Raw genomic sequence first — 20,945 nt, forward strand, 5'->3', positions numbered from 1 at the left:
AGCGCATAACCAAGCGCACCGTCGGCGCCCTAAAGTTCGCCTGCCGTGGGTGTCAATGTGGACACCGTTCATTTGCTATATATTCCCACAGGGCGGACTAGCCGCCAACCAAACGAGCAGAAACCGCACCGCAGCTAGAACCTAGCCCCGATGTTGTCGCTGATGCTTGTCGAAGATGTGAACTCGATGTGTAATCGCAGAAGTGTTGAGAGAATCTGACTGTCGCGAAATTTGAAAAATGCGAGACCGTCACGTCCATTCCACCATGCGGACCGAGCCGCCACGGCAAATTACACACTGGTCTCGCGCATCAAACCGCGGAGAGTGGAAGGTAAATAGCCGAATCGGACGATACCGGCAAGCCGAAATCAGCGCTAGCCGTGCCAATTTTTACGTCTCAAATCGAGATTGCTCACTGAGATGGGCAAATCGATTTGTGCGAACTCAGCACGCGCGATTCTGAGAGGCGCGGGCCGCCATTTGCCAGCGAAATGAGATGCCGGTCGAAACATGCGCAGCCCCCGGCGTCGTCTCCCAATGGCTTCCTGCTTCGACCGGTTTGTTCGGTTGCAATTTGAGAGGATCTTGCGCGCCGCGACGGACCGGACGATCCAACAGATGGCAGACATTGCAAGATAGGACCACTTCATAAGCGTTGAACTCGCGGTCGGTCTCATCTTGTTTTGAGAGCATGGCCACGCTGGTCCGTGTACAGGTCCCCAGCGCCGGGCCGCTGGCACGGTATTGTCGCGGCGGTTGTGCATTCGATGCGTCTTCTTGTTCGGCCAGGAACATGGCCAGGGCGAACATCGGTGCCAATAAGGCGACCGCCAACCAGCGATTGCGGCGCGTCCGCTGCTGCCGGTCGTTGCGCGCCGATAAACCGCTCGCTGCCTCTTCCGCCACACGCACCGCCTGTTCGGTCAAAAACGGCTGTGACCGTGTCTCCGGGTCCGCGACGTTTGCAGAGAGCTCCCACGCCGACGTCGACCAATCTTGCGCAGCATCGCCCGTGACAAATCGCAACGCCGGTTCGAGAATCTCCGCCATGTCACGACAACGCGGACAGTGATCGAGATGATCCTGCAATGCGGAATCGTCGCCGGTTTCAGGATCGGTCAGACATTCAAAGGCTTGGTCACAATTCATCGCTCTTACACCGCTCAATGATTTCGGTTGGGAAGCACTATCCGTTTCGAGATGTATTCCTATTCAACCCCAAGGCCCGCGCCCCGGCGGACCTTCGTCGTCGTTTTGCAATTGCTGCGTCAATTCCCGCAGGCCGTTGCGGACACGAACCTTGGCTGTGCTGACCGCACTTTCCATGGCAGCGGCGATCTCGTCGAATTTCAAACCGGCAAAAAACCGCAAACGGATCGCGTCCCCTTGCGGTTCGGGAAGTTGGGCAATCATCCGCAGCACATTTTGACGTTGCTCCGTCTCCAACATCTGCGCCAATCCGCAGTCGTGGCAAATCGGTTCTTGAAACCCAGCCTGCCCTGGTTCGCTTGGCCCGCGTTCGGACTGAAACGCTTGTGTCAGTTCCTGCCCCTTCACAGCGCGGCGTTTCCATTGCCGGCGGCAAAGATTCAGCAGAATCGTCCACAACCAGGTGCGAAACGAAAAGTCGGGGTTGTAGGTCTCTCGCGCGGCATAAGCGGCCAAAAAGGCCTCCTGCACCACATCCTCAGCCCACTCGCGATGTCCCAATTTACTCCAAGCAACATGCAACAGCGGCTCGCGATAACGGCGCACGAGTTCGTCAAACAAGGCGACATCACCCGTTTTCACCCGCTGCATGATTTCCGCATCATCAAGTCGCACAGCCACACCTGTACCGCTTGGACATTGATCAATTCCACAACACATCCAGTCTAACATCCCCCCCACCCCCTCGCCAGCCGAAGCCGCTGTAGTGGTGGTTGCTCGGAAATTAGCCACAGATTGAACACAGATCAAACACAGATCCAACAACGTCGGAATCGAAACCCCCAAACCGACAGTTAACTGTCACACAAGGCAATCCACGCCAATAGTCGCACGACGATGAAATCCGGTTCGAAAATTAGAATTTGCGCAAGAAACAAAACTTTGCAATGAAAGGACACCGACAGATGAAAACGCAGCAAAGAGAACAAGCGAAGCCACTCATTTAGGAGAGATCCCCCCTGCCTCGGAATCTGTGTTTCATCTGTGTTCAATCTGTGGCTAAGAACCCCCCCCGACGAACGACAGACTTCCGCAGCGACAGAGGTTCTGCGATGATTACCCTCCTCTTCGACAAATGAATCACAGACCGGACCGGTGGAACGCGGATGATTTTGGAAGGTATTGTTACAACGCTGGATACCACGGGGCGGCTGAATGTGGCTCCGATGGGACCGATTGTGGATGAGGCGATGGCCTCACTCATTCTCCGGCCTTTCAAGACGTCGCAGACCTATCAAAACCTCCGCCAACGCCCACAAGGTGTCTTCCACGTAGTCGACGATGTGTTGTTGCTGGCCGAGGCCGCCATCGGACTCCCCACCGCTCCGCTCGTCACACGGCCGGCCGAGGTGATCGAGGGCACGATCTTGGAAGATGCCTGCCGCTGGTATGAATTCGAAATCGACGACTTCGATGATTCCCAAGAACGGACCACTCTCCAAGCACGAGTCGTACACACAGGCCGCCTCCGCGATTTCTTCGGCTTCAACCGCGCCAAACATGCGGTCTTAGAAGCTGCAATTTTGGCAACGCGGGTGCATCTGTTGCCCGCTGCGGAAATCGCCACACAGATGGACGCATTAGCCATCCTCGTCGAAAAGACCGGCGGCGACCGGGAGCGAACGGCCTTTACGCTGCTGCGAGATTACATCGAAGGGGCGGAAGTTTCAGAGGATAGTTGATCGGCGGCGCGTAAAAAGCCGTAGGTCATGCTGTGCATGACGCTGCTTGGAGAAACGTCACTCTTTCGCGATTCGTCATGCACAGCATGACCTACGATGACTGCGGAGACATCACACAAGCTTACCAATCGGGGAACGCCTTCTTGACCCACACATGCGTGATATGGTCGCGTTCCTTTTGAAACTCTTCGTTAGACACAGGAATCGCGCGCACTTTTGTTTCGAGCGACGACAGCCAAAACGCGGTAATGACGTATAATGAGAACATGAGCATCGCCACGAAGAAAAACATCCGCCCATAGAGAATGGTGCCGGTAATCGTCACCAACAGCGTCAGACAGATCAACGCGATCCCCAACAAGGCCCCATGCATCTGCACGCGCACTTCAGCCTTGAGATCATACAAATCGTCGTAGGACTCGATACAAGGCACGTCACGCAACAATCGCTTGAGTCGGAGGCCGAAGACGATCGCCAAGATGTTGGACATGACCATCAGCCCACTCATCAACGCGACCAAGCCGATCGCTAACCGTATGTCCGTCATCAAGAGACCTCCGCGGGAATTGAAATTCGACCGCCAGCATCGGTGCATACGGCGATGACCGTATTCTTCAAGATCCGCCTCCCGAACGCAAATTAAAAAATCCGAGCAGCACCAATTATTTCTCCGCCTGCCCCATCGCCCGCAACTGCGGCAGATCAAAGTACTCCAGCAATCCGAAACAATACGTCTCCGGCGTGCGATTGTATTTGCGGCCTTCGCGGAGATAGGCTTTGAGCGTTTCCGGCAACTCAGCGGTCTCCACGGCGGCAATCTGGTTGTCTGTATCCAACGCATCGGCGCAGAGTGCGGCAAGACTGCTACGTGGGCCACGCGCCAGCACGTTTAAACCTTGGGTTTCGAAATGCTGATTCGCTAAACGGACGGCAGCCAGAATCTGACTCGCTTGGATACCCAACGGCCGCGCGCCGACCGTGGCTATCAACTGAGCATGTTGATAAAGCGAACCCGGTGGCTGCGCTGCACCCATCAACACCGGATCGAAACTGACAACACGTTTGCCCTCGCCGGCCAATTTTGCGATCTCGTCAGCATGGTTGGCAAACCCGCTGTCGGCGATGAACATCACGGACGCGGTGAAGTTTTCCGGAGCAACCATGACAGCGGGCAGACTCCAGTCTTCGTCGCGGATTAAAACGCGGCTGACCGTCAGATCGCCCACGGTTGTCGGTTCCCCCTGGGGCTCACCCGCAATTGTTCGATCGTCCCAGCGGAGAATTTGTTTGAGCAGTTGCCGTCGCTCATTCGCCGTGCCGGGCAATTCGCGCGGTAGTCGCTGCGCGACCTCTTCGGCCAAGATGCGAAAGTTGGTGTTGTTCGCCGGCACACCGACGGTCAGTTCCTCGGCGGCCATAATTTCATCGTTCGAAGGAATCTCCGCCGCGTCGCTGTTCTCCAGCGACCAATGTTTGGTCAAAAACCGGTACAACTGCTGTCGGTTGTCGAGTTCATAATTGTGCGTACCGGGGTCGGTGTTTTCATAATATTCAAACGCCTCTGCAGCCCCCGCCTGCTGATAAAACGGGACAACCGGTTCATAGGTATTCGGGCGGACCGTGGGCGATTTGAAACAGCAGTTGTCGGTGCGATTATAAATCAGCAGCGCCGGCCGCGGCGTGAGCAAGGCGGTCAGGTGCACGTAGTCGGCAGACTGGACCAGATCGGTCGGGTTTTGTTCCAGATCACCAATGCTGTCGTGGTGAAGGACCCGTTGCGTCAATGAACTGTAACCGGCGACCGGGATTGAAACCTTGATCCGCTTATCGAGTGAACTGAGGATGATCGTTTGCCAACCGCCCCCTGATAGACCCGTCATAGCAACGCGGTCGAGATCAGTGTGGGGATGAGTCGTCAGTACATCCAGACCCCGCGACATGGCCAAATAGAACACGCTCAGCCCACTCACACCGCACAGATCAAGGGTCGCCAAATCATCGTGCGAATAGGCCGAACCTTGTAGCTCTCCCATCCGCAACCATTCGGTGTTCAGCGCCAGTATGCCCCGTTTGGCCAGATTGATGCAGCGGAGTTGTTTGTAGTCGGCCGACTTGCCGTTGCTGTCGTGCCCATTGACGTTGAGCACCGCCGGCATTTTTCCATGCAACTGATCCGGTTCATACAACAACGCCGGAATCCACAGCCCCGGTAATGCTTCGTAGCGCAACTTCTTGATTTTGTAACCGCGTTCCGTTTCGATCACATCCAGCCACTCCACCCGCGGCTGTCCCCCGCGCCACTTGGCGGGTACCCCTTTGAACACAACCTCCTCCAGCACCTTTTGCCGCAAGGCCTCAGCATCGCGTTGCCAAGCTTCAGCGGAATCCGCTTGCTCCAACTTGGGAATACGTTTCACAACGAATTCCGCCGCCTGCTTGGCCGATTGTTCCAACGTAAGAATCGGCTGCTTGAGCGCCGTCGCCAGATCATCCGCCGCGCAAACCGGAACGGAGTGCAAAGCCACAGCAAGCAGCGGCAACAAAGTCAAACGCATAGCTACGTCTCCTTGTCGTAGGGTGCACCACAAACCGCGCCGTCCCGAAACCACCTATTGCCCGATCTCTCGCCCAATCTCATAAATCGCCGCCGTATCCAACACCTGCGCGTTGGATTCAAACAACCGTCGCACAGCGGCTTTGTGGATTCTCATTTTGAGGCCGCCCACGCCGATTGCGCCGTAGCAGATCACGCCGTCGACTTCCTTCCCCGTATCCATCATGTCGACACCCTCCAATCCGACTGGCGGTACGGCGTTGAGGTCGATGGCGACTTTCAGAGCTTCGAGTGAACTGCGTTGTTCGGCAGAAAGGAATTGCACGCCCGCTGCCCCAGCGGCAATGATCAACCCGGCCCCACTGCAGGCCGCCATGATTTCCGCATCGTTCCCAGTAGCGACCGGCTTGAGTTGTGCATCTTCAACCTGCGCGCGAATCGTGGCACACGCTTGTTCAGCCCGTTCGACCGAGCGCGAGGCTAAACGAACATTTGCCCCCAAGCCGGCCAGAATCTGCGCTGCCCGCAATCCCACCGGACCGGTTCCGCCCAAGACCATCGCCTCACAGCCTGCGGGGTCCAGGTGCCGTTGAGCACACAGCACAGCCGCTGCGGCGGTTGTGTTGGAGCCGTTGGAGTCCATCATCACCGAGACCCGTACCGGACCGAAAAACGTTTTTTGCACCTGGGCCAACACAGATTCGCCAGCGGACACGTCACTGCCACCCACAAATATCGCCGTGCTTTTGAGGTCCTTCGGACCGCGTGTAAACATCGCTCCATGCACGAGTGGTTCGGCATTTTCGATGGTGATGCCACCATAGCTAAACAGCTCGTCGACATCGGAATCTACCGCAACCACGCGATCGAAGGTACTCGGCTGCGGGTCCGTGTCGAGTTGGATCAGAATGCGTTTCATGGTGAATTTCACATGAGTAGGCGAGTCGAAAATAAGGTGCCACTGGCGGCTTGTCCGCCAGTGCCATACGCGCGGCCGATCGAAACACGGCTGAACAAGCCAGCAGTGGCCCCCGGCATAATTTAAAAGGACCGCGCAATTAAGAAGCGGAGCACCGCGCCAAGGCGATACCCCGCTTCGCAGAGTTTTGCTGTTTACGCCGGGACCGCGTTACACACCTGAGAACGGGTGGCTGGCGGCGCTTTTTTTGGCGACCATTTCGTCGGCGCTCGGCTCATTTTTCATGGCGCGGGCGATCGATTCCTTGGTGGCGGCGTAGTTGTATTCGAAGATCTTCTTGTCGTCTTCGGCTTCCCAGTGAATGAAGACGCCGCAGACAATCACCAAATCTTCGCATTGATCTTTGGGGATCACACCTTCTTCGACGCTGTCAGCCACGGCTTTGGCGACGGCAAATTGGGCGGGGCCGAACATTTGCACGGCTTGCTTGGCACCCTTGATCGTGACCTTGGTGATCATTACGGTCGAAGGTTTGACGGCCAAGTTCGGTTCGAGCACGGCCAGCAAGTTGCTGTGTCCCATCGACTGATCAGCCAATGCACTGGCAAATGCCGCACCGACCGGACCGGTTTTGTCGCCGATCAACAGATCGATATGGGCCACTTCATTCCCTTCGCCGACCAGCGATTCTCCAACGTACATCGACATAAGCTTCTCTCCTAAGTTTGACTGAGGCGTCGTATCATCAGTTTCGTACAACTAGAAACAAGAATCCTAGCGTGGCGCGCCAATCTTGCGTTCGACAAACGAAAACACCTGTGGTAACAACCACAATCCGGCGAGACCGGGCTTTCGAAAGAAAGCAAAATCTTCTGCTCACGCAGTAACGACCTGACATGAATCACAAAAAAAGCAGTGTTACTCCGGCATCTATACCAATTCAGACCCCGGAATTCCAGTATCGCAGACCGCCAAACCACACCGATGCCCAAAGAACGCCCCCCAACCAATCCACAGCCGCTGCTGATTTGCGGCGCCAGTGCCCGTGCAGCGGCTTTCTCGGCTCTCCGCGCGGGCATCGGGCCGGTCTGTGCGGACCTGTTTGCCGACACCGATCTGGCCCGCGCCGCCACGGTGGTGCGCATTCCTCATTACCCCAACGATATCGCCGCCACGGTCGCCCAATTGCCGCCGGCAGACTGGATCTACACCGGAGCATTGGAAAACTTTCCCCAAACCATCGCTGACATCGCCAAACAACGGACGCTGCTCGGCAACAGCCCCGCCACATTGGCTCGAGTGCGCGATCCGTTCGCCTTGTCACACCACCTGCAGGAACAGGATTTCCCGGTGCTTCAGGTCCGCGATCAACAAGATCAACCGGAGCCGGATGGAACATGGGTCTGCAAACCGCTCCACAGCGCCGGCGGCGCTCGGATCAGCCATTGGAACATCGCCGCCGCAGTTTCATTATCACGACACCCCCCGGTCTATTTTCAACGCCGGGCCGACGGAGAGGCCTATTCCGCACTGTTTATGGCGTTTCCCAGCGGAGCGGAACTGATTGGTGTCACGCGGCAATTGGTCGGCGTGACGGAGTTTCATGCCGCTCCCTTCGCCTATTGCGGCTCGATCGGCCCCACCACGCTGCCGTACGCCGTGGAACGTCAAATCCAAGAGATGGGACAAACGATTGCGCGGTTTGGAGAAATGCGAGGCTTGTTTGGCTGCGATTTTTTATACGATGGAGACACAGCCTGGCTAACGGAAGTGAATCCCCGTTACACCGCATCGGTCGAGGTCTTCGAACGGTGTTGGGACCTCCCCCTGCTGGATTGGCATTGCCGGGCCTGCCGAGCGGACGCGCGTCCGACTGAAGAGCAGCATTCGTCCCACGATGATTTTCGCCGGCAGGTTGCCCTATCCCGCGTTCAACAAACGGGCGTCAGCGCCAAGGCGATTGTTTTCGCCCCGGAGGCCTACTCGGTCCCCGACTTGGAAAGCCGTTTTGCCGCTCCGCCACTGCCCTGGTCACCCCAAATCGCCGACATCCCACCGCCGGGCAGCACGATTGAAGCGGGGCATCCCATTTGTACCGTCTTCGCCGACGGGGCAAGTGAGGACGACGGTTTCGCGCAACTTGTGAACCTCTCGCGAACGATCAATGCACCCAAGTCAGGCGGAAATAGCTGATTCTGTTAACATTTCTTGATCATCCGCGCGCCCGCGGTTAAGATCAGTCAGTCCGATTTCCCCAATTTTCGCAGAGTTTGATTTCACCCGCATAGGAACCATGTCAAAGTCCACCGACGTCAGGATTCTTGAAGCCCGTTGTACATTCGAATCATTGGACTTCCGCACGCCGCTCAAATTCGGCGGGCGCGTCGTGGAATCGACTGAGTTGATCAATGTCGAGGTCGACGTGGAAAGCCGGGACGGCCGGGTGGCCACCGGGTTCGGCAGCATGCCGTTGGGCAATATCTGGGCCTGGCCTTCCGCTGAGGTCACGCCGGATCAATCGGCGGCGGCCATTAAAAAAATGGCCCAACAAACCGTCGAACTGGCCGAAGCCTATCCCGAGTTCGATCATCCGCTCGACACGATCTACCGTCTCTCCGGCGAATACTCGCACATGGCTGGCAAGATCGTGCAGAAAATGGAAATCGCCGGCGAATTCCCCGAGCTAGCGCAAATGGTCGCCGCCAGTCCGCTCGATGCCGCCTTGCATGATGCCTACGGCCGCGCGGCGGACATGAATAGCTACGACATGCTTTCCGAAGAGTTCATGAACTACGACCTCGCCGAATATCTCGACGAGCAGTTCGCAGGGGAGTATTTGGATCAATACACGCTCCGCACACCCAAACCCAAGATGCCGCTGTATCATCTCGTCGGCGCTCTCGATCCGCTAACCACGGCCGACGTCCAAGAACCAATCGGCGATGATCTGCCGGAAACGCTCGAGGAATGGATTGCCGCCGACGGATTGACGCATCTGAAAATTAAGCTCAACGGCGACGATCTCGACTGGGACGTCGCTCGCGTGGCGGCCATCGATCAAGTGGCGGCGCAGGCGCAAGCAGCACGGGGTTGCAGCGAATGGTTTTACTCGCTCGATTTCAACGAGAAATGCGCCGACGTGCAATACGTGCTCGATTTCCTGGCCCGTATCCGTGACCAACGGGGCGAAGCGTGGGACCGCGTGCAATACATCGAGCAACCGACGCACCGTGATCTCAAAGCCAATCCCGAAAACCGGATGCACGAAGCAGCCAAACTCAAACCGGTCGTCATCGACGAATCGCTGATCGACTACGACGCCCTGCTGCTCAGCCGCGAACAAGGCTACTCCGGCGTCGCACTCAAAGCCTGTAAAGGGCACACCGAAGCCCTGTTGATGGCCGCAGCGGCACAGAAAATGGAGATGTTCCTCTGTGTGCAGGATCTCACCTGCCCAGGTTTCTCCTTCCTGCACTCCGCCAGCCTAGCCGCCCGCATCCCCGGTGTCGCCGCCATCGAAGGCAACGGACGCCAATACTGCCCCGCCGGCAACAAACGCTGGGCAAAACTCTTCCCCGCCATGTTCAAAATCACCGACGGCACAGTAGCCACATCCGAGCTGGACGGCCTGGGACTGGGGTTTTGAGGCTGCGGTCGTTCAACCTCAAGTCGAACACCCCGTAGTGGTGTCCTCCGCACGCTGCCTTTTGGCACTGATGCCAGTTTGAAGGAAATCGCCCTTTTATGGTCGAGTCCATCAAGGTTCTCACTCCCACACGAGAGCGTTTCTTTTGGGCACTGGATCAAGATACGGTGCAAACCGGTCGCTACGTGCACCAAACTGGTGGACCCGGGAAATTCGCAGTCGTACGCCTTCGCTTCCAAACCGATTTTGATGGACCAGGTGTTGTTCTGGCAAATGAAGTTGTCGAGGAAGATTTCCCGCATGACGATTTTGAGTTAGATGAGATCGTCGATGCCATTTCCCAAGGCGTGTTAGTGGGCCTGAGCGAAGCATCACCTGATAGTGAGCCAATTCAAGCGTTGAAAATCACCGTGATGGACATCGCTGTGCAACTAGTTGATACCTTACCGCAGCATTTCATCGAGGCCGCCCAACGTGCGGTGCAGCAAGCGGTCGATGAAGCTGGATTGGTATACATCAGGCCTTCGTGATTCCATCCTCACGTTTATCAGCCAATTCTGCTGTAGGTGATTTCAATTTGAGATGGCTTACGGCACCGCTGATTCACGCTAACAGCTGCCTCCCTATCTGATTTCGCCACGAATCCGCGCCGCAATAAGCGCATTCGTTTCAACGAGTTCCACCCCTGAACGTGTCGCAATCCCTAAAGTCCCCTCGCGAGAATGACGAAGTATGTTCCTGTCAGCAACGGTGACTTCGACACGGGTCGAACCGAAACCGTGTTCCTCAGGTCCTTACCGTGTTGAGGGAGACAGCTGATGCCGGCCGCGGATTTTGTGGTGAAGAACGGGGCAGAAACAGCCCTCTAGATTACCCAGATTTCGCAGCTGACGTTTTCAGAAAATTTTGCCTGCAACAGGCTTGACCCAAAACGGGGACAGCTCCTATCCTGCTCGGCAGATCGACCTGAAGAGAAGACGACACAGAACGATTCAACAAGGCGCCGTAGCCAAGTGGTCCAAGGCAGCGGATTGCAAATCCGCCATTCGTCGGTTCAAATCCGACCGGCGCCTCTACTCAAACCCCTGCTGCAAATGACTTTGCGGCGGGGGTTTGTTTTTTTGTGGATGCTCACTCTGGCCAAAGTACCAGGGTGGTTGTCTCGATCGACTTGTGCAGCATCAACTCTTCCAGTACTTGCGACATGACTTTGGTCCTCCAACGGTCGCCAAAGGATCGCCTCAGGTTTTGCACACTGCCAAATTTCACTATGCCATGGTTTCTTGCTTTGTTGTTTGAAGCCTTGCCGGTGCCGTAGACAATTTTCCACGGTGGGCTGTAGAGCATCCTCCAATCTTCGACAGATCTGGACTCCTCAGCCTTGGGGACTACACGAACCCGGTTCTATTGGCGAATTGGCACTGGGGCAAGAAGTCTTGAACACCAGTGCGAGTTGAAGCCTGTGATTCGCTGCTGAAGTTTGTCCAACCTCGGCGCGTTCGTCGCTCTACGACTTGCAGGCGGGTTCTGTGACCGCCACACCTTACGCTGCGTGCTTCAAGCAGGTTCAACTGTCGGGTACCGACGCACCGGACCGCGATAGTAGCAGGAGGCCCAAAACGCCGAATCCGAGTTCCATCATCAAATATACGAGAAGTAGGATGTGAGGTATTCCGTCCATTATTAAGCTCAATGTTCTGCCAGCGGCCAACCCCAACATGAATACGACAAGACTCCATAGGGCAGCTTGCCGTAATTTCCCATTAAATGCGCCAAAGAGCCAAAAAACAGCCAGTGCTAGATAGAGCCCCATGATGGCGCGGAATATGTGCTTCTCATTCGTGCTCTCCACAGAAAGATCTAATAAATACTCAAGGCTGGTTTGCGGCATCGCGCCATAAGAAATCGCTATTGGCGTCAACCCCACTGCCGCCACCACCAAAAATATTTGACTTGAATTCAAGGATGCAGCCCCTTTCAATCGCTAAGGATGTTTTCTTGGCAGATAACCTCGGAAGCATGCCCACTGACCGACGTTGTCCTCTTGAATCTGTTCTTTGATTTCGTCAGCGTTTGAGTTGGAAGACTCCTTACGTGACGGGAACGCTTCAAACGTAGCCAGATGCTGTTGGACGATTCGCTTGGCCGGCCCAAATGCCCACATTTTCTTGCCTAGAAATTTCACGTAGTTGCCGGACTCATCTGCAGCTTTCTCGTACGGGTCTCGACGCAAATTAAACAGCAGCGGAGCGCCGAGCTTTAGCTTCGGTCCAAACCATCCTTCATTCTGGACAATGAAGTGGGCCTTCCAGTCGGTATATCGAACAGCCTGCACCGTTGCTCCTTCGTAATAGATGATCTCCTTGCGTTGTGATGGCCCCTTCCCGACTAAGTGATCGAGTTGATTGCAAATCCGCCATTCGTCGGTTCAAATCCGACCGGCGCCTCTACTTAAACCCCTGCTGCAAATCGTCTTGCAGCGGGGGTTTGTTTTTTTTTGATGGCTGTTTCTGGTTAAGCGTACCAGAATGCCTGTCTCTGTCCAATCGCGAAATTCAGCGGTACCCTCGACCGATGTGGCCTCTGCACCTAATTCACTATTGCTTCAAATGGCTAAACGCTGGCTCTTGCAACAATGCCGCAAATCTCAAGTTCCAGTCACCAACCCAATCTGGTGCCTGTGCTTGGTCTCGTAATCCTGGATCGCAGGCAAGGGCTGCCTGAACTGCGTCCGCTGCTGGTCGCAGTAATTCCGGATGCTTGATTGGATCACCTGGAATCCACTCGTATTCTTCTGTTTCCCGCTCTCCCGTTGCGATCTCAATGAATGCACCCGCTTTCAGGAGATGCCAAAAGGCCGCCGGACCGATTTCTTCGGCAATGTACGCGTCACACGAACTGAGGAACCCTGGAAGGTCTTCAAGGTACGCGTTATGGATGTATGTGCGTGCATCGGAGAGCCACTCGCTACTGTGCGGTGTACGGATGAGTCCAAGTTTTGCCGTCTCCAATGCCTTTTCGTTCTGCCCCCACCAGTTGTAGCCCTTGGCAAGCAGGAGCAACTCCTCGGATGATAGTTCCGAGGCAGCACGACCGGCCAACAGGACTTCCACGACCCGTTGCCCTTCTGCCCTTGTGTCACTGGACGAATGATCGAATATCCAGCGTGCGCGGTCCGCTGGTGTTGCATCCTCAAGTGCTTCCGGCAGCATTTCAGGACGATCAAAGCCCACCAAAAACACGATGCTTTCGGCCTTTGAATCGATATACACTTCACGGTGATGGTGATGCGAGCCACAAGCCATGCCGATCTTCAACAGCCGCTTTCCCACATAGGGTTCAAAAGCGTCACGCTTCGACTGCCACCATTGCCTTGCGACGTCTGGCAGCTTTCCCGATGTCAAAAAAACATCGATAACTTCCAGTGTGTCTTGCGTGATGTGTTCTTCAACCAGATAGGTGATCTCGCCGAGTTTGCCGACACGGACAACCTCCGAATCATTGCTCGTCACAAGCAGCCGTCGAACCATCGACACGTGTTCGAGCAAGATGTGCGCGTCTGTCATCCAATCAATCTCAGTTCAATATGGGGTAGCAGCTTGCTGGGGAAATACGTCGACGAAACAAAAAAACAACTAACCTGAAATGATTCAGCCTATCGTCTGGTCCTGCGTTAACATCGAGACGAGACGGTTCAGTCAATTCTAACTTGCCCCAGTATAACCGACCACTAAAAGCACGGCGTTCCGTCAAATGTTCATTTACCCCAATCGCATGAATTCCCGTCAACCAATTTCGCCAAGTGCTGACCACCCTTATACACGAGAAATGCGCCCAGCTTCCTGGTGTGCCAGCGGGCAATCTTCTAAATTGTGGATGCCCTAAAACCATCCGCGTCAAACTTGCAAGCCCCCATGACCATAGCTGATTCTCAAACTGGCGATGCGGTGGTCAAAGCGACTGCTGCTCAGACTTCGACCGTGATCGATATCATTGCCCGTGCCTTTGATGATGATCCGGCTGTGAATTGGTTTGTGCGGCAGGATCACCGGCGTTCGGCGGCGGTTCGTCAGTTTTTTCAGATGATGGCCGAGACGCTCTATCTACGGCACGACGAAAACTACCTCATGAGCGACGGCACCGGGGCGACGATGTGGTTGCCGCCGGGGATCAGCACGCAAGTCGGCTTGCTGGAAACGCTCCAACAACTCCCCGCTGTGTTGCGCACCGTCCGTTGGCAGGGCTTGCGGCGGCTGTTGCAGGTGCAAGCGGTCGTCGACGGAAACCATCCGCACGAGCCGCACTATTACCTCTTCGCCATCGGCACACTCCCAGAACTGCGCGGCCAAGGAATCGGTTCCAAACTGATGCAACCAATGCTCGAGCGCATGGACCGCGAAGGAATGCCCGCCTATTTAGAAAACAGCAAAGAACAGAACCTACCGTTTTACGAACGGCACGGCTTCGAGGTCACGCAGCAGATTCAATTCCCCAACGGCGGCCCGCCGCTGTGGCTGATGTGGCGCAAACCGCGCTAGCAGAGCTGTTGAAAAAAGGGGTTCCACTGCTTTGCCAGTGTTGTTGCATCGTCAGCCTGGGGTAAGTACATCGGCACGCCCGCTTTATGGTATGAGATCAAACAACTGTGCCCCACGACTTAGATCCCTCCTCCGACCATCGTCGCAAACCGCACTGGCCGAGCCATTGGCACCCGAGCAGAGCATCCATTTCTTTCCTCGGTGCACTCTGTGACCTCTGTGGCTAATCCCTTTCGTTCATGCGGGTGCGGCGGATTGGTCAGGGGGATGATCAATCGTCCTACGTGAGACAGGTGCGGCGCGACGCATCCTACGGGCTGGGCGAGACCATTGGCACACCAATGTTGCTGTTGCCTTGTTGGGGGATTGGGCAAGGCATTAGAATCGCCGCCGTCGATTCGTCGATATCAGCATTCTCTTATCCCAGGCGGATCATCGCCGCAAGAAAGTCCCCCGTATGTCACGCCGTACCGTTCGTGAATTAGTTGACGGAGAGTCCGTCGAAGAAATCTATGTCATCGCCGACAAACAACTGCGGGCCAACCGCAACGGCAATACCTATCTATTGGCCAATCTCCGCGACAAAACCGGCGCGATCAGCGGCTTGATGTGGAACGTCAACGAACCGGCGATGGCTCACATTGATTCCGGTGACTTCGTCAAGGTGCAGGCCAAAGTGCAGATGTTCCAAGGGACGCTGCAAATGATCCTCACCAAGATCGAAGGCGTCCCAGCCGACGGACTCGACCCCGAAGAATTCGCCCCGCAAGCGGCCTGCGACGTCCAGCGGCTGACCGTACGGCTCACGGAACTGGTCGCCGACTTGGACGACGAGAACGTGCGGTTGCTGCTCCAACGTTTTCTGGCCGACGAAACGTTTATGCAAGGCTTCACGCAAGCCCCCGCCGGCACCAAAGCGCATCATGCGTACCTGGGGGGATTGTTGGAACATGCGGTCAACATGATGGAGGTTGCCGACCGGATCGCGCCGCTGTACCCCGATGTCGACTTCAATCTGGTCAAAGCGGGTGTCCTGTTGCACGATTCGGGAAAAATCCGCGAGCTGGGTTACGAGGACAGTTTTCTCTACACCGACGCCGGACAACTGCTGGGCCACCTAGTCATTGGCGTTGAGATGCTGAATGAAAAACTGAACGACTGGAACGCCGAAAACGAAACGCCCTTCCCTGAAGAAACCGCCCTGCGGATCAAACACCTGATTCTCAGCCATCATGGCACACACGATTTCGGCAGCCCCAAGGTGCCGATGACGCCCGAAGCGGTTGTGCTGCATCACATCGACAACCTCGATGCCAAGGTGAACGAATTTCTCCGCGATATCGACGACGACCCCAACGTCAAATCCCGTTGGACAGCGTACAATCAACGACTGGGCCGCAAGTTGTTTAAGGGGTCCAACAACGGCGAGGCGAACGAATAATTCCCGGTCTCGTTGTTTCCTCCTGAGCAAGCTACAAACGACTCCTACACCCCTTGATTTTTTCGAAAACCTTCATGAGCTACACCTCAGCTGAGAACGATATTGCTTGGCGGCATTGGCGGCGGGAATGGTCGTTGCCGCCCGACGTGATCTATTTGAATCACGGCTCCTTTGGTCCCGCTGCCCGCGAAGTTCAAAACGTGCGGCACAGTTGGACCGACCAGTTGGAATCCCAGCCGTTCGACTTCTTTGTGCGGCAGATGGAATCGGAACTGATGCATGCGGCGGAGTACCTGGGCGAATTCGTGGGGACATCGGCCGACAATTTGGCGTTCGTCGACAATGCCACCACCGGTATGAACATCGTGGCGAAGTCGTTGGACTTAAAACCGGGCGACGAAGTCCTCACCACGAATCACGCCTACGGCGCGGTGCTCAGAATCTGGCGGACGATCTGCAAACAAGCCGGCGCGAAGCTCATCGTCCACACCTTGCCCGATCCCCTGACCGACACCACCGAACTGGTCGACTCGCTGTTTACGGCCGTCACGGAGAAGACGCGGTTGTTAGTCGTGGATCACATCGCCTCGCCGACAGCGGTGATTTTTCCCGTCGCAGAGATTTGCAACCGCGCGCAGAAACGGGGCGTGCCAGTTTGTATCGACGGGCCGCATGCGTTGGCCATGTTGCCGCTGGACCTCGATACTTTGGGCTGCGACTATTACGTCGCCAGCGGGCACAAATGGTTGGCAGCACCGTTTGGCTCCGGCTTTCTGTATGCCCATCCGCGGGTTCAAAAACAGCTCGAGCCGTTGGTCATCAGTTGGGGGGGCAGTCTGGCCGGGGCCGAGGCGCGATGGCAGGACGAATTCCACTGGCCGGGCACCCGCGATGCAGCAGCCCAATTAACGATCCCCACAGCCATCGATTTTCTGTGTCGAGCAGGTGTCTGTAATTTCCGCCGACGTTCGCATGACTTAGCGCAATACGCGCGTTTTCGCATCGCTGAAGTGACAGGATTGTCCTGCGACCTACCCGACAGCCCAGCGTGGTACGGATCGATGATCGCCCTCCCCCTCCCCGCAGGCGATGAACCCCCACTGAAAAAAGGGGTCCGCGATCCACTGCAAGGATTGCTCTGGAAGAAACACCGCATCGAAGTCCCGGTGATCCATTGGCACGGGCGACGGATGTTGCGCGTCTCTTGCCACCTCTACACCACCGCCCGCGACATCGACACCTTAGCCAACGCACTGCGGGACTCGTTATATCACCGCACAGGCGGCTGATGGCCATGACCTAAAATGAACGCGACACCACGCCGGAAAGGGATACCATGCCGTTTATTGATATCAGCACGATCCAAGCCATCGAACCGGTCCCCGGTTGCCGAATGCGGACTCCTTATGGCGAAAACCTGATGCTCTCGTATCTGGAAATGGACGAAGGCGCCGTCGTCCCGCTGCACGACCATCCGCACGAGCAAGGGGGCATCCTGCTCAAGGGGCAGGTCGAGTTGACGATCGGCGACGAGACGCGCATTTGCGAAGCGGGCTCGCTGTTCATCATCCCGCCCAACACACCGCACAAAGCCGTCGCGGTGAACGGCCCCGCCGTGGTACTAGACGTCTTCAGCCCGGTCCGTGAGGACTATGCGGAGTTGTTCAACAAGTACATTCCGCAGGTGTGAATAGCGCCGTTACGCACAGCTCGCGCAGTCACAAGCCGTGTTCCCTCTAGTAAAATTCACGCCCCCTGCGACTCGGTTTTCGCTCATGCCAAACGTGCGCAGCAAAAATGTGCTGCCTAAAGTGGGACTGCGCTCTAATCGAGAAGTTACAACACTTTTCTTCAGTTCCACGGCCTAGCTATACACGGGTATACCCTTAGTCACTGTTTTTTTATTTATTGCTTGAATTGTCGTTAGACAACGGTACTCTGGAACAACTGGAACGGTTATGGGGATTTCAACGCCTGTGCCAGCCTATAAAGTAGGATCAACATCCTTTGAAATTCCCGAGGGGGGGAAACATCATGAAGCGAATGGCTTTGCTCTCACTAGCGTCTACACTGTTGCTGGCTGTTATGGGGGGAGCGGTGCAGGCGGGGGTCGTCTTCGACAACGGCGCGCCTGATCAATCAACCGGCAACGAGATGACAGCATGGATACAGGCCGAAGATTTCGTGCTCGCCCAGGACACGACATTAACCGACCTTCATTTCTGGACCCTTGAGGGCGGGACCTGGGACGGCACGCTCGACTATTATCTCTTCAACGACGCCGGTGGCACGCCGGCGGCCGCCCCGTTTGCAACGGGAGCCGGACAAAACGTTCAGAAAACCGCTACGGGAAATACCGCGGTTGGCTTGACGGAATACGCCTATTGGGTCGACCTGCAGAATCCCCTTGCGTTAACGGGTGGCGTCACGTATTGGATCGGATTGCACCTCTCAGCCAATTTCGACCGCGACGAAATCTATTGGGAGACCACTTCGGGTGGATTTGGCATAAACGGCAACGAATCAGAAGGGGGCACATTCGACAACTGGTCGAATAATGGCCAAGAACATGCATTCTATTTGACCGATGACGCCGTCGGAGTCGTCCCCGAACCCAGCACGTTCGCCCTACTCGGCATCGGTGGCTTGGCTTTGGTCGGTTATGGCATCCGTCGCAAACGGCAACAAGCTGTTTGAGGCTTGAATCGCTCAATTGAACTTCCAACCGTCGACGTGAAAACGTCGGCGGTTTTTTTGTTGCGCTGGGCACCTACCGGTCAGCCCATTTCAGTCTGGGTCGGCGGGAATTCTGGTTGTGTTCCTCGCCGCACTTGCGAGAATTCTCTTGAAATTCGAAGTGGGGAACTGTAGCGTGGAAGGGTTGGGGCTACAGACTGAGGAGACGACCATGAATGTATCAACTGTCTCGCTACGTTGTCCGATGTGTACCGTTTTGTTGAATATCAACCCGGAGATCGCTGCGGAACGGTTCAACTGTCCAAAATGTGGTAAGCCGATTCGAATTCGGCAGATCGACCCGGACGAGGATATCCTCGTGTCCTCGACTGATCCCTCCGATTTGTACCTGAATGTGGACAACCCACTCCCCCCACAGCAAGACGCAGAACGGCTCTCATCATCCAGCGTCGAACCTGTTGCCGAGCCTTTCTCATCCAAGCGGAGACGTCGGGCGATCAGTCCGCCGAATCATCACGGTTTGGCCGTGATTGCGGGAGCGTTTCGAGTGACCGGCGTTGTCGTGTGGATCATGACGTTAGTCGGATTGGCGATGTCTGTTTCCGGCGTATTCGGGACTCTCAGCACCGAATCCGCAATGGGAGTGGCCTTCTTCAGCATGAGCACGTTGGCCTATACAATGACGTGTGGCGTTGCCGGTTTTTGTATCGGCTTGGTGCTCGTGGCAATCGGCAGTCTCATTCGCCTAATTGTGGGGATGGCTGATGATGTGCATTTCCTGAGCTCCACCACAGCACAAGAAGATGAACTGTAACGGTCAGGACGGCTCGTGAGATAGCCGTGTCATTCTCCGGCAGCACCCACGCAGCTTCAAGTTGCCTACGGCTGGCGACACAAACGGCAACAGGGGGCGTGATTGACAACATTGATCCTGGGGGTAGGACAACCGTCGGCGCGAAAGCGTCGGCTTTTTTTTGTTGGCTACGACGTAAACCATTGGGCTCTTTTACGACCACGTCGGGGCCAGCGAGTGGTACACAACTCCATCAAGCGTCCCGTGCGGCTGCCCTAGTCGCCCCATAAAATGTGATTCTGTTCGCTGCTGAAGTCGACACACCCCTTCTTTCGCAATCACGTTGGTCCGGACGCGCTCCTCAGCTTGATGGACTGACTCGAAGGTTGTAATTTGCTGTCATGTTGCACTTGGCCTCACATTTCGCTGTGCCCTTAATCGTGGCGCTCACCTTCTATCGCAGCCGCTGGCGATACGTTCTGCTGATTCTGATAGCGACAATGCTCGTCGACCTGGATCACTTGCTTGCCGATCCCATCTACGATCCCGAGCGCTGCTCCATTGGCTTCCACCCGCTGCACTCAATACCCGCGATTGCGGTCTATGCCATGATGTTTGCACTTCCGCTCATGCTGGGCGGCAAGGAACGCTCTTTGGGTTGGCGACGCGCAGCCGACTTGGTGCATCTCGTGGGACTAGGACTGCTGATTCACATGGCGCTGGACGGGATCGACTGCCTAATTTAGCGCAGCGTGGGGAATTCCACATCAACGCGAACGTCTGGTTGAGTAACCTGCTGGCCAGGTCGTAGTGCATCACGCAAGTTGGCATCCAATCACTTGGAAACGATGTTAGCAGCCAAACGACCTACGCGTTCTCAAACGTGAGTGATACGTGGTTGGGCAATCAGGCGATTGCACTGACGACAACGAACCATGACGGTTCAGGGGTCAATTTTCATTCGATCACGGTCGAAACGAATTTGGCCAGCGTCCCTGAAGCGAGCACATTCGCCCTGCTCGGCATGAGTGGTTTAGCCTTGGTCGGATACGGTGTCCGTCGTAAACAGCGACAAGCGGCTTGAGGCTTGTATTGCTCGATAGAACTTCCAACCGTTGGCGAGAGTGCGTCGGCGTTTTTTTGTGCGCTGTGGAAACCCACATCCCGATCCCGCTTTTACTGGCAAATAACCATCTTGCGCATTAGCGCAAATCTATGTGGGTATCCGCAGATGGCTCGTATTCTTGTTGACGACTTGAACGTTGATGGGCGACACTGCGGTAGCTCGCCATTATCCGGTTGAATTTGATCCAATATAGATATCGTGGAGATGGTGTTTTGAAGCGAACAATTCGAGCCTTAGCCACATGCTTGACGATGCTTCTCGCTGGGGCAATCCAAATTGCAAACGCCGGTCAAATTCTGCCCGATCCCAACCTAGCTGGGAATACGATTTATGTTTCTGG

General features: G+C 55.8%; 20 protein-coding genes, 1 tRNA gene and 1 pseudogene. 13 read left to right on the forward strand and 9 right to left on the reverse strand.

Annotated features, from left to right (window positions below):
- Window positions 1–444: 444 nt before the first annotated feature.
- Window positions 445–1,149, reverse strand: a complete 705-nt coding sequence (locus CA54_RS21975) for a hypothetical protein (RefSeq protein ID WP_146373107.1) — start codon at window positions 1,147–1,149, stop codon at window positions 445–447.
- A gap of 63 nt (window positions 1,150–1,212) precedes the next feature.
- On the reverse strand, window positions 1,213–1,881 hold the full coding sequence (locus CA54_RS21980; RefSeq protein WP_146373108.1) for an RNA polymerase sigma factor: 669 nt from the start codon (window positions 1,879–1,881) through the stop codon (window positions 1,213–1,215).
- 434 nt (window positions 1,882–2,315) lie between these two features.
- Here CA54_RS21980 and CA54_RS21985 point away from each other — a divergent pair, with 434 nt between their 5' ends.
- Complete coding sequence (locus CA54_RS21985) at window positions 2,316–2,891, forward strand: DUF447 domain-containing protein (protein ID WP_146373109.1); 576 nt, start codon at window positions 2,316–2,318, stop codon at window positions 2,889–2,891.
- A gap of 121 nt (window positions 2,892–3,012) precedes the next feature.
- On the opposite strand, the gene CA54_RS21990 is transcribed toward CA54_RS21985, so the two are convergent.
- The 4 genes from CA54_RS21990 to fae all read right to left on the reverse strand — a co-directional run bounded on the left by CA54_RS21990 (window position 3,013) and on the right by fae (window position 7,072).
- Window positions 3,013–3,438 carry a hypothetical protein gene (locus tag CA54_RS21990; RefSeq protein WP_146373110.1) on the reverse strand — a complete coding sequence of 142 codons (426 nt, stop codon included), beginning with the start codon at window positions 3,436–3,438 and terminating at the stop codon, window positions 3,013–3,015.
- Window positions 3,439–3,553: 115 nt separating this feature from the next.
- The gene (locus tag CA54_RS21995) at window positions 3,554–5,446 is read right to left on the reverse strand and encodes an alpha/beta hydrolase family protein (protein ID WP_146373111.1); all 1,893 of its coding nucleotides are present in this window, start codon (window positions 5,444–5,446) and stop codon (window positions 3,554–3,556) included.
- Window positions 5,447–5,500: 54 nt separating this feature from the next.
- Window positions 5,501–6,364: an NADP-dependent methylenetetrahydromethanopterin/methylenetetrahydrofolate dehydrogenase gene (locus tag CA54_RS22000; protein ID WP_146373112.1), complete on the reverse strand. Its 864-nt coding sequence runs from the start codon at window positions 6,362–6,364 to the stop codon at window positions 5,501–5,503.
- 210 nt (window positions 6,365–6,574) lie between these two features.
- The gene (fae, locus tag CA54_RS22005) at window positions 6,575–7,072 is read right to left on the reverse strand and encodes a formaldehyde-activating enzyme (protein WP_146373113.1); all 498 of its coding nucleotides are present in this window, start codon (window positions 7,070–7,072) and stop codon (window positions 6,575–6,577) included.
- 276 nt (window positions 7,073–7,348) lie between these two features.
- Between fae and CA54_RS22010 the strand changes: the two genes are divergently transcribed.
- From CA54_RS22010 to CA54_RS22025, 4 genes are all read left to right on the forward strand, one after another.
- Window positions 7,349–8,557, forward strand: coding sequence for an ATP-grasp domain-containing protein (locus tag CA54_RS22010; protein ID WP_146373114.1), 1,209 nt, complete (start codon window positions 7,349–7,351; stop codon window positions 8,555–8,557).
- 100 nt (window positions 8,558–8,657) lie between these two features.
- Window positions 8,658–10,010, forward strand: coding sequence for a mandelate racemase/muconate lactonizing enzyme family protein (locus CA54_RS22015; RefSeq protein WP_146373115.1), 1,353 nt, complete (start codon window positions 8,658–8,660; stop codon window positions 10,008–10,010).
- A gap of 98 nt (window positions 10,011–10,108) precedes the next feature.
- Window positions 10,109–10,540: a hypothetical protein gene (locus CA54_RS22020; protein WP_146373116.1), complete on the forward strand. Its 432-nt coding sequence runs from the start codon at window positions 10,109–10,111 to the stop codon at window positions 10,538–10,540.
- 469 nt (window positions 10,541–11,009) lie between these two features.
- A tRNA-Cys gene (locus CA54_RS22025) sits at window positions 11,010–11,083 on the forward strand.
- A 494-nt stretch (window positions 11,084–11,577) separates the two neighbouring features.
- On the opposite strand, the gene CA54_RS22030 is transcribed toward CA54_RS22025, so the two are convergent.
- The 3 genes and pseudogenes from CA54_RS22030 to CA54_RS22040 form a co-directional block, all read right to left on the reverse strand.
- Window positions 11,578–11,973 carry a DUF4345 domain-containing protein gene (locus CA54_RS22030; protein WP_146373117.1) on the reverse strand — a complete coding sequence of 132 codons (396 nt, stop codon included), beginning with the start codon at window positions 11,971–11,973 and terminating at the stop codon, window positions 11,578–11,580.
- A 21-nt stretch (window positions 11,974–11,994) separates the two neighbouring features.
- Window positions 11,995–12,417, reverse strand: a pseudogene (locus CA54_RS22035) (arylsulfatase); the annotation flags it as partial.
- Between the two features lie 190 nt (window positions 12,418–12,607).
- Window positions 12,608–13,576, reverse strand: a complete 969-nt coding sequence (locus tag CA54_RS22040) for a hypothetical protein (RefSeq protein ID WP_146373119.1) — start codon at window positions 13,574–13,576, stop codon at window positions 12,608–12,610.
- A 348-nt stretch (window positions 13,577–13,924) separates the two neighbouring features.
- On the opposite strand from CA54_RS22040, the gene CA54_RS22045 reads away from it, so the two are divergent.
- The 8 genes from CA54_RS22045 to CA54_RS22080 all read left to right on the forward strand — a co-directional run bounded on the left by CA54_RS22045 (window position 13,925) and on the right by CA54_RS22080 (window position 20,563).
- Window positions 13,925–14,548, forward strand: coding sequence for a GNAT family N-acetyltransferase (locus tag CA54_RS22045; protein ID WP_146373120.1), 624 nt, complete (start codon window positions 13,925–13,927; stop codon window positions 14,546–14,548).
- A gap of 457 nt (window positions 14,549–15,005) precedes the next feature.
- Window positions 15,006–15,989 (forward strand): 3'-5' exoribonuclease YhaM family protein, encoded by a 984-nt coding sequence (locus tag CA54_RS22050; protein ID WP_146373121.1) that lies wholly within the window; start codon window positions 15,006–15,008, stop codon window positions 15,987–15,989.
- Window positions 15,990–16,063: 74 nt separating this feature from the next.
- Entirely contained in the window at window positions 16,064–17,278 is a 1,215-nt protein-coding gene (locus CA54_RS22055) for an aminotransferase class V-fold PLP-dependent enzyme (protein ID WP_146373122.1), read from the forward strand.
- A gap of 47 nt (window positions 17,279–17,325) precedes the next feature.
- Window positions 17,326–17,679 carry a cupin domain-containing protein gene (locus CA54_RS22060; protein ID WP_146373123.1) on the forward strand — a complete coding sequence of 118 codons (354 nt, stop codon included), beginning with the start codon at window positions 17,326–17,328 and terminating at the stop codon, window positions 17,677–17,679.
- A gap of 344 nt (window positions 17,680–18,023) precedes the next feature.
- Window positions 18,024–18,686, forward strand: a complete 663-nt coding sequence (locus CA54_RS22065; RefSeq protein WP_146373124.1) for a PEP-CTERM sorting domain-containing protein — start codon at window positions 18,024–18,026, stop codon at window positions 18,684–18,686.
- 211 nt (window positions 18,687–18,897) lie between these two features.
- The gene (locus tag CA54_RS22070) at window positions 18,898–19,500 is read left to right on the forward strand and encodes a hypothetical protein (RefSeq protein ID WP_146373125.1); all 603 of its coding nucleotides are present in this window, start codon (window positions 18,898–18,900) and stop codon (window positions 19,498–19,500) included.
- Between the two features lie 380 nt (window positions 19,501–19,880).
- Complete coding sequence (locus CA54_RS22075) at window positions 19,881–20,225, forward strand: DUF6122 family protein (protein ID WP_146373126.1); 345 nt, start codon at window positions 19,881–19,883, stop codon at window positions 20,223–20,225.
- A 137-nt stretch (window positions 20,226–20,362) separates the two neighbouring features.
- Window positions 20,363–20,563: a PEP-CTERM sorting domain-containing protein gene (locus CA54_RS22080; protein ID WP_197532710.1), complete on the forward strand. Its 201-nt coding sequence runs from the start codon at window positions 20,363–20,365 to the stop codon at window positions 20,561–20,563.
- Window positions 20,564–20,945 lie beyond the last annotated feature (382 nt).

Source organism: Symmachiella macrocystis, from assembly GCF_007860075.1.
Taxonomy (GTDB): domain Bacteria; phylum Planctomycetota; class Planctomycetia; order Planctomycetales; family Planctomycetaceae; genus Symmachiella; species Symmachiella macrocystis.

Coding starts and splice junctions, on each gene's coding strand:
- CA54_RS21975 (WP_146373107.1), bottom strand. CDS start 1,149: ATGAATTGTGACCAAGCCTTTGAATGTCTGACCGATCCTGAAACCGGC.
- CA54_RS21980 (WP_146373108.1), bottom strand. CDS start 1,881: ATGTTAGACTGGATGTGTTGTGGAATTGATCAATGTCCAAGCGGTACA.
- CA54_RS21985 (WP_146373109.1), top strand. CDS start 2,316: ATGATTTTGGAAGGTATTGTTACAACGCTGGATACCACGGGGCGGCTG.
- CA54_RS21990 (WP_146373110.1), bottom strand. CDS start 3,438: ATGACGGACATACGGTTAGCGATCGGCTTGGTCGCGTTGATGAGTGGG.
- CA54_RS21995 (WP_146373111.1), bottom strand. CDS start 5,446: ATGCGTTTGACTTTGTTGCCGCTGCTTGCTGTGGCTTTGCACTCCGTT.
- CA54_RS22000 (WP_146373112.1), bottom strand. CDS start 6,364: ATGAAACGCATTCTGATCCAACTCGACACGGACCCGCAGCCGAGTACC.
- fae (WP_146373113.1), bottom strand. CDS start 7,072: ATGTCGATGTACGTTGGAGAATCGCTGGTCGGCGAAGGGAATGAAGTG.
- CA54_RS22010 (WP_146373114.1), top strand. CDS start 7,349: ATGCCCAAAGAACGCCCCCCAACCAATCCACAGCCGCTGCTGATTTGC.
- CA54_RS22015 (WP_146373115.1), top strand. CDS start 8,658: ATGTCAAAGTCCACCGACGTCAGGATTCTTGAAGCCCGTTGTACATTC.
- CA54_RS22020 (WP_146373116.1), top strand. CDS start 10,109: ATGGTCGAGTCCATCAAGGTTCTCACTCCCACACGAGAGCGTTTCTTT.
- CA54_RS22040 (WP_146373119.1), bottom strand. CDS start 13,576: ATGACAGACGCGCACATCTTGCTCGAACACGTGTCGATGGTTCGACGG.
- CA54_RS22045 (WP_146373120.1), top strand. CDS start 13,925: ATGACCATAGCTGATTCTCAAACTGGCGATGCGGTGGTCAAAGCGACT.
- CA54_RS22050 (WP_146373121.1), top strand. CDS start 15,006: ATGTCACGCCGTACCGTTCGTGAATTAGTTGACGGAGAGTCCGTCGAA.
- CA54_RS22055 (WP_146373122.1), top strand. CDS start 16,064: ATGAGCTACACCTCAGCTGAGAACGATATTGCTTGGCGGCATTGGCGG.
- CA54_RS22060 (WP_146373123.1), top strand. CDS start 17,326: ATGCCGTTTATTGATATCAGCACGATCCAAGCCATCGAACCGGTCCCC.
- CA54_RS22065 (WP_146373124.1), top strand. CDS start 18,024: ATGAAGCGAATGGCTTTGCTCTCACTAGCGTCTACACTGTTGCTGGCT.
- CA54_RS22070 (WP_146373125.1), top strand. CDS start 18,898: ATGAATGTATCAACTGTCTCGCTACGTTGTCCGATGTGTACCGTTTTG.
- CA54_RS22075 (WP_146373126.1), top strand. CDS start 19,881: ATGTTGCACTTGGCCTCACATTTCGCTGTGCCCTTAATCGTGGCGCTC.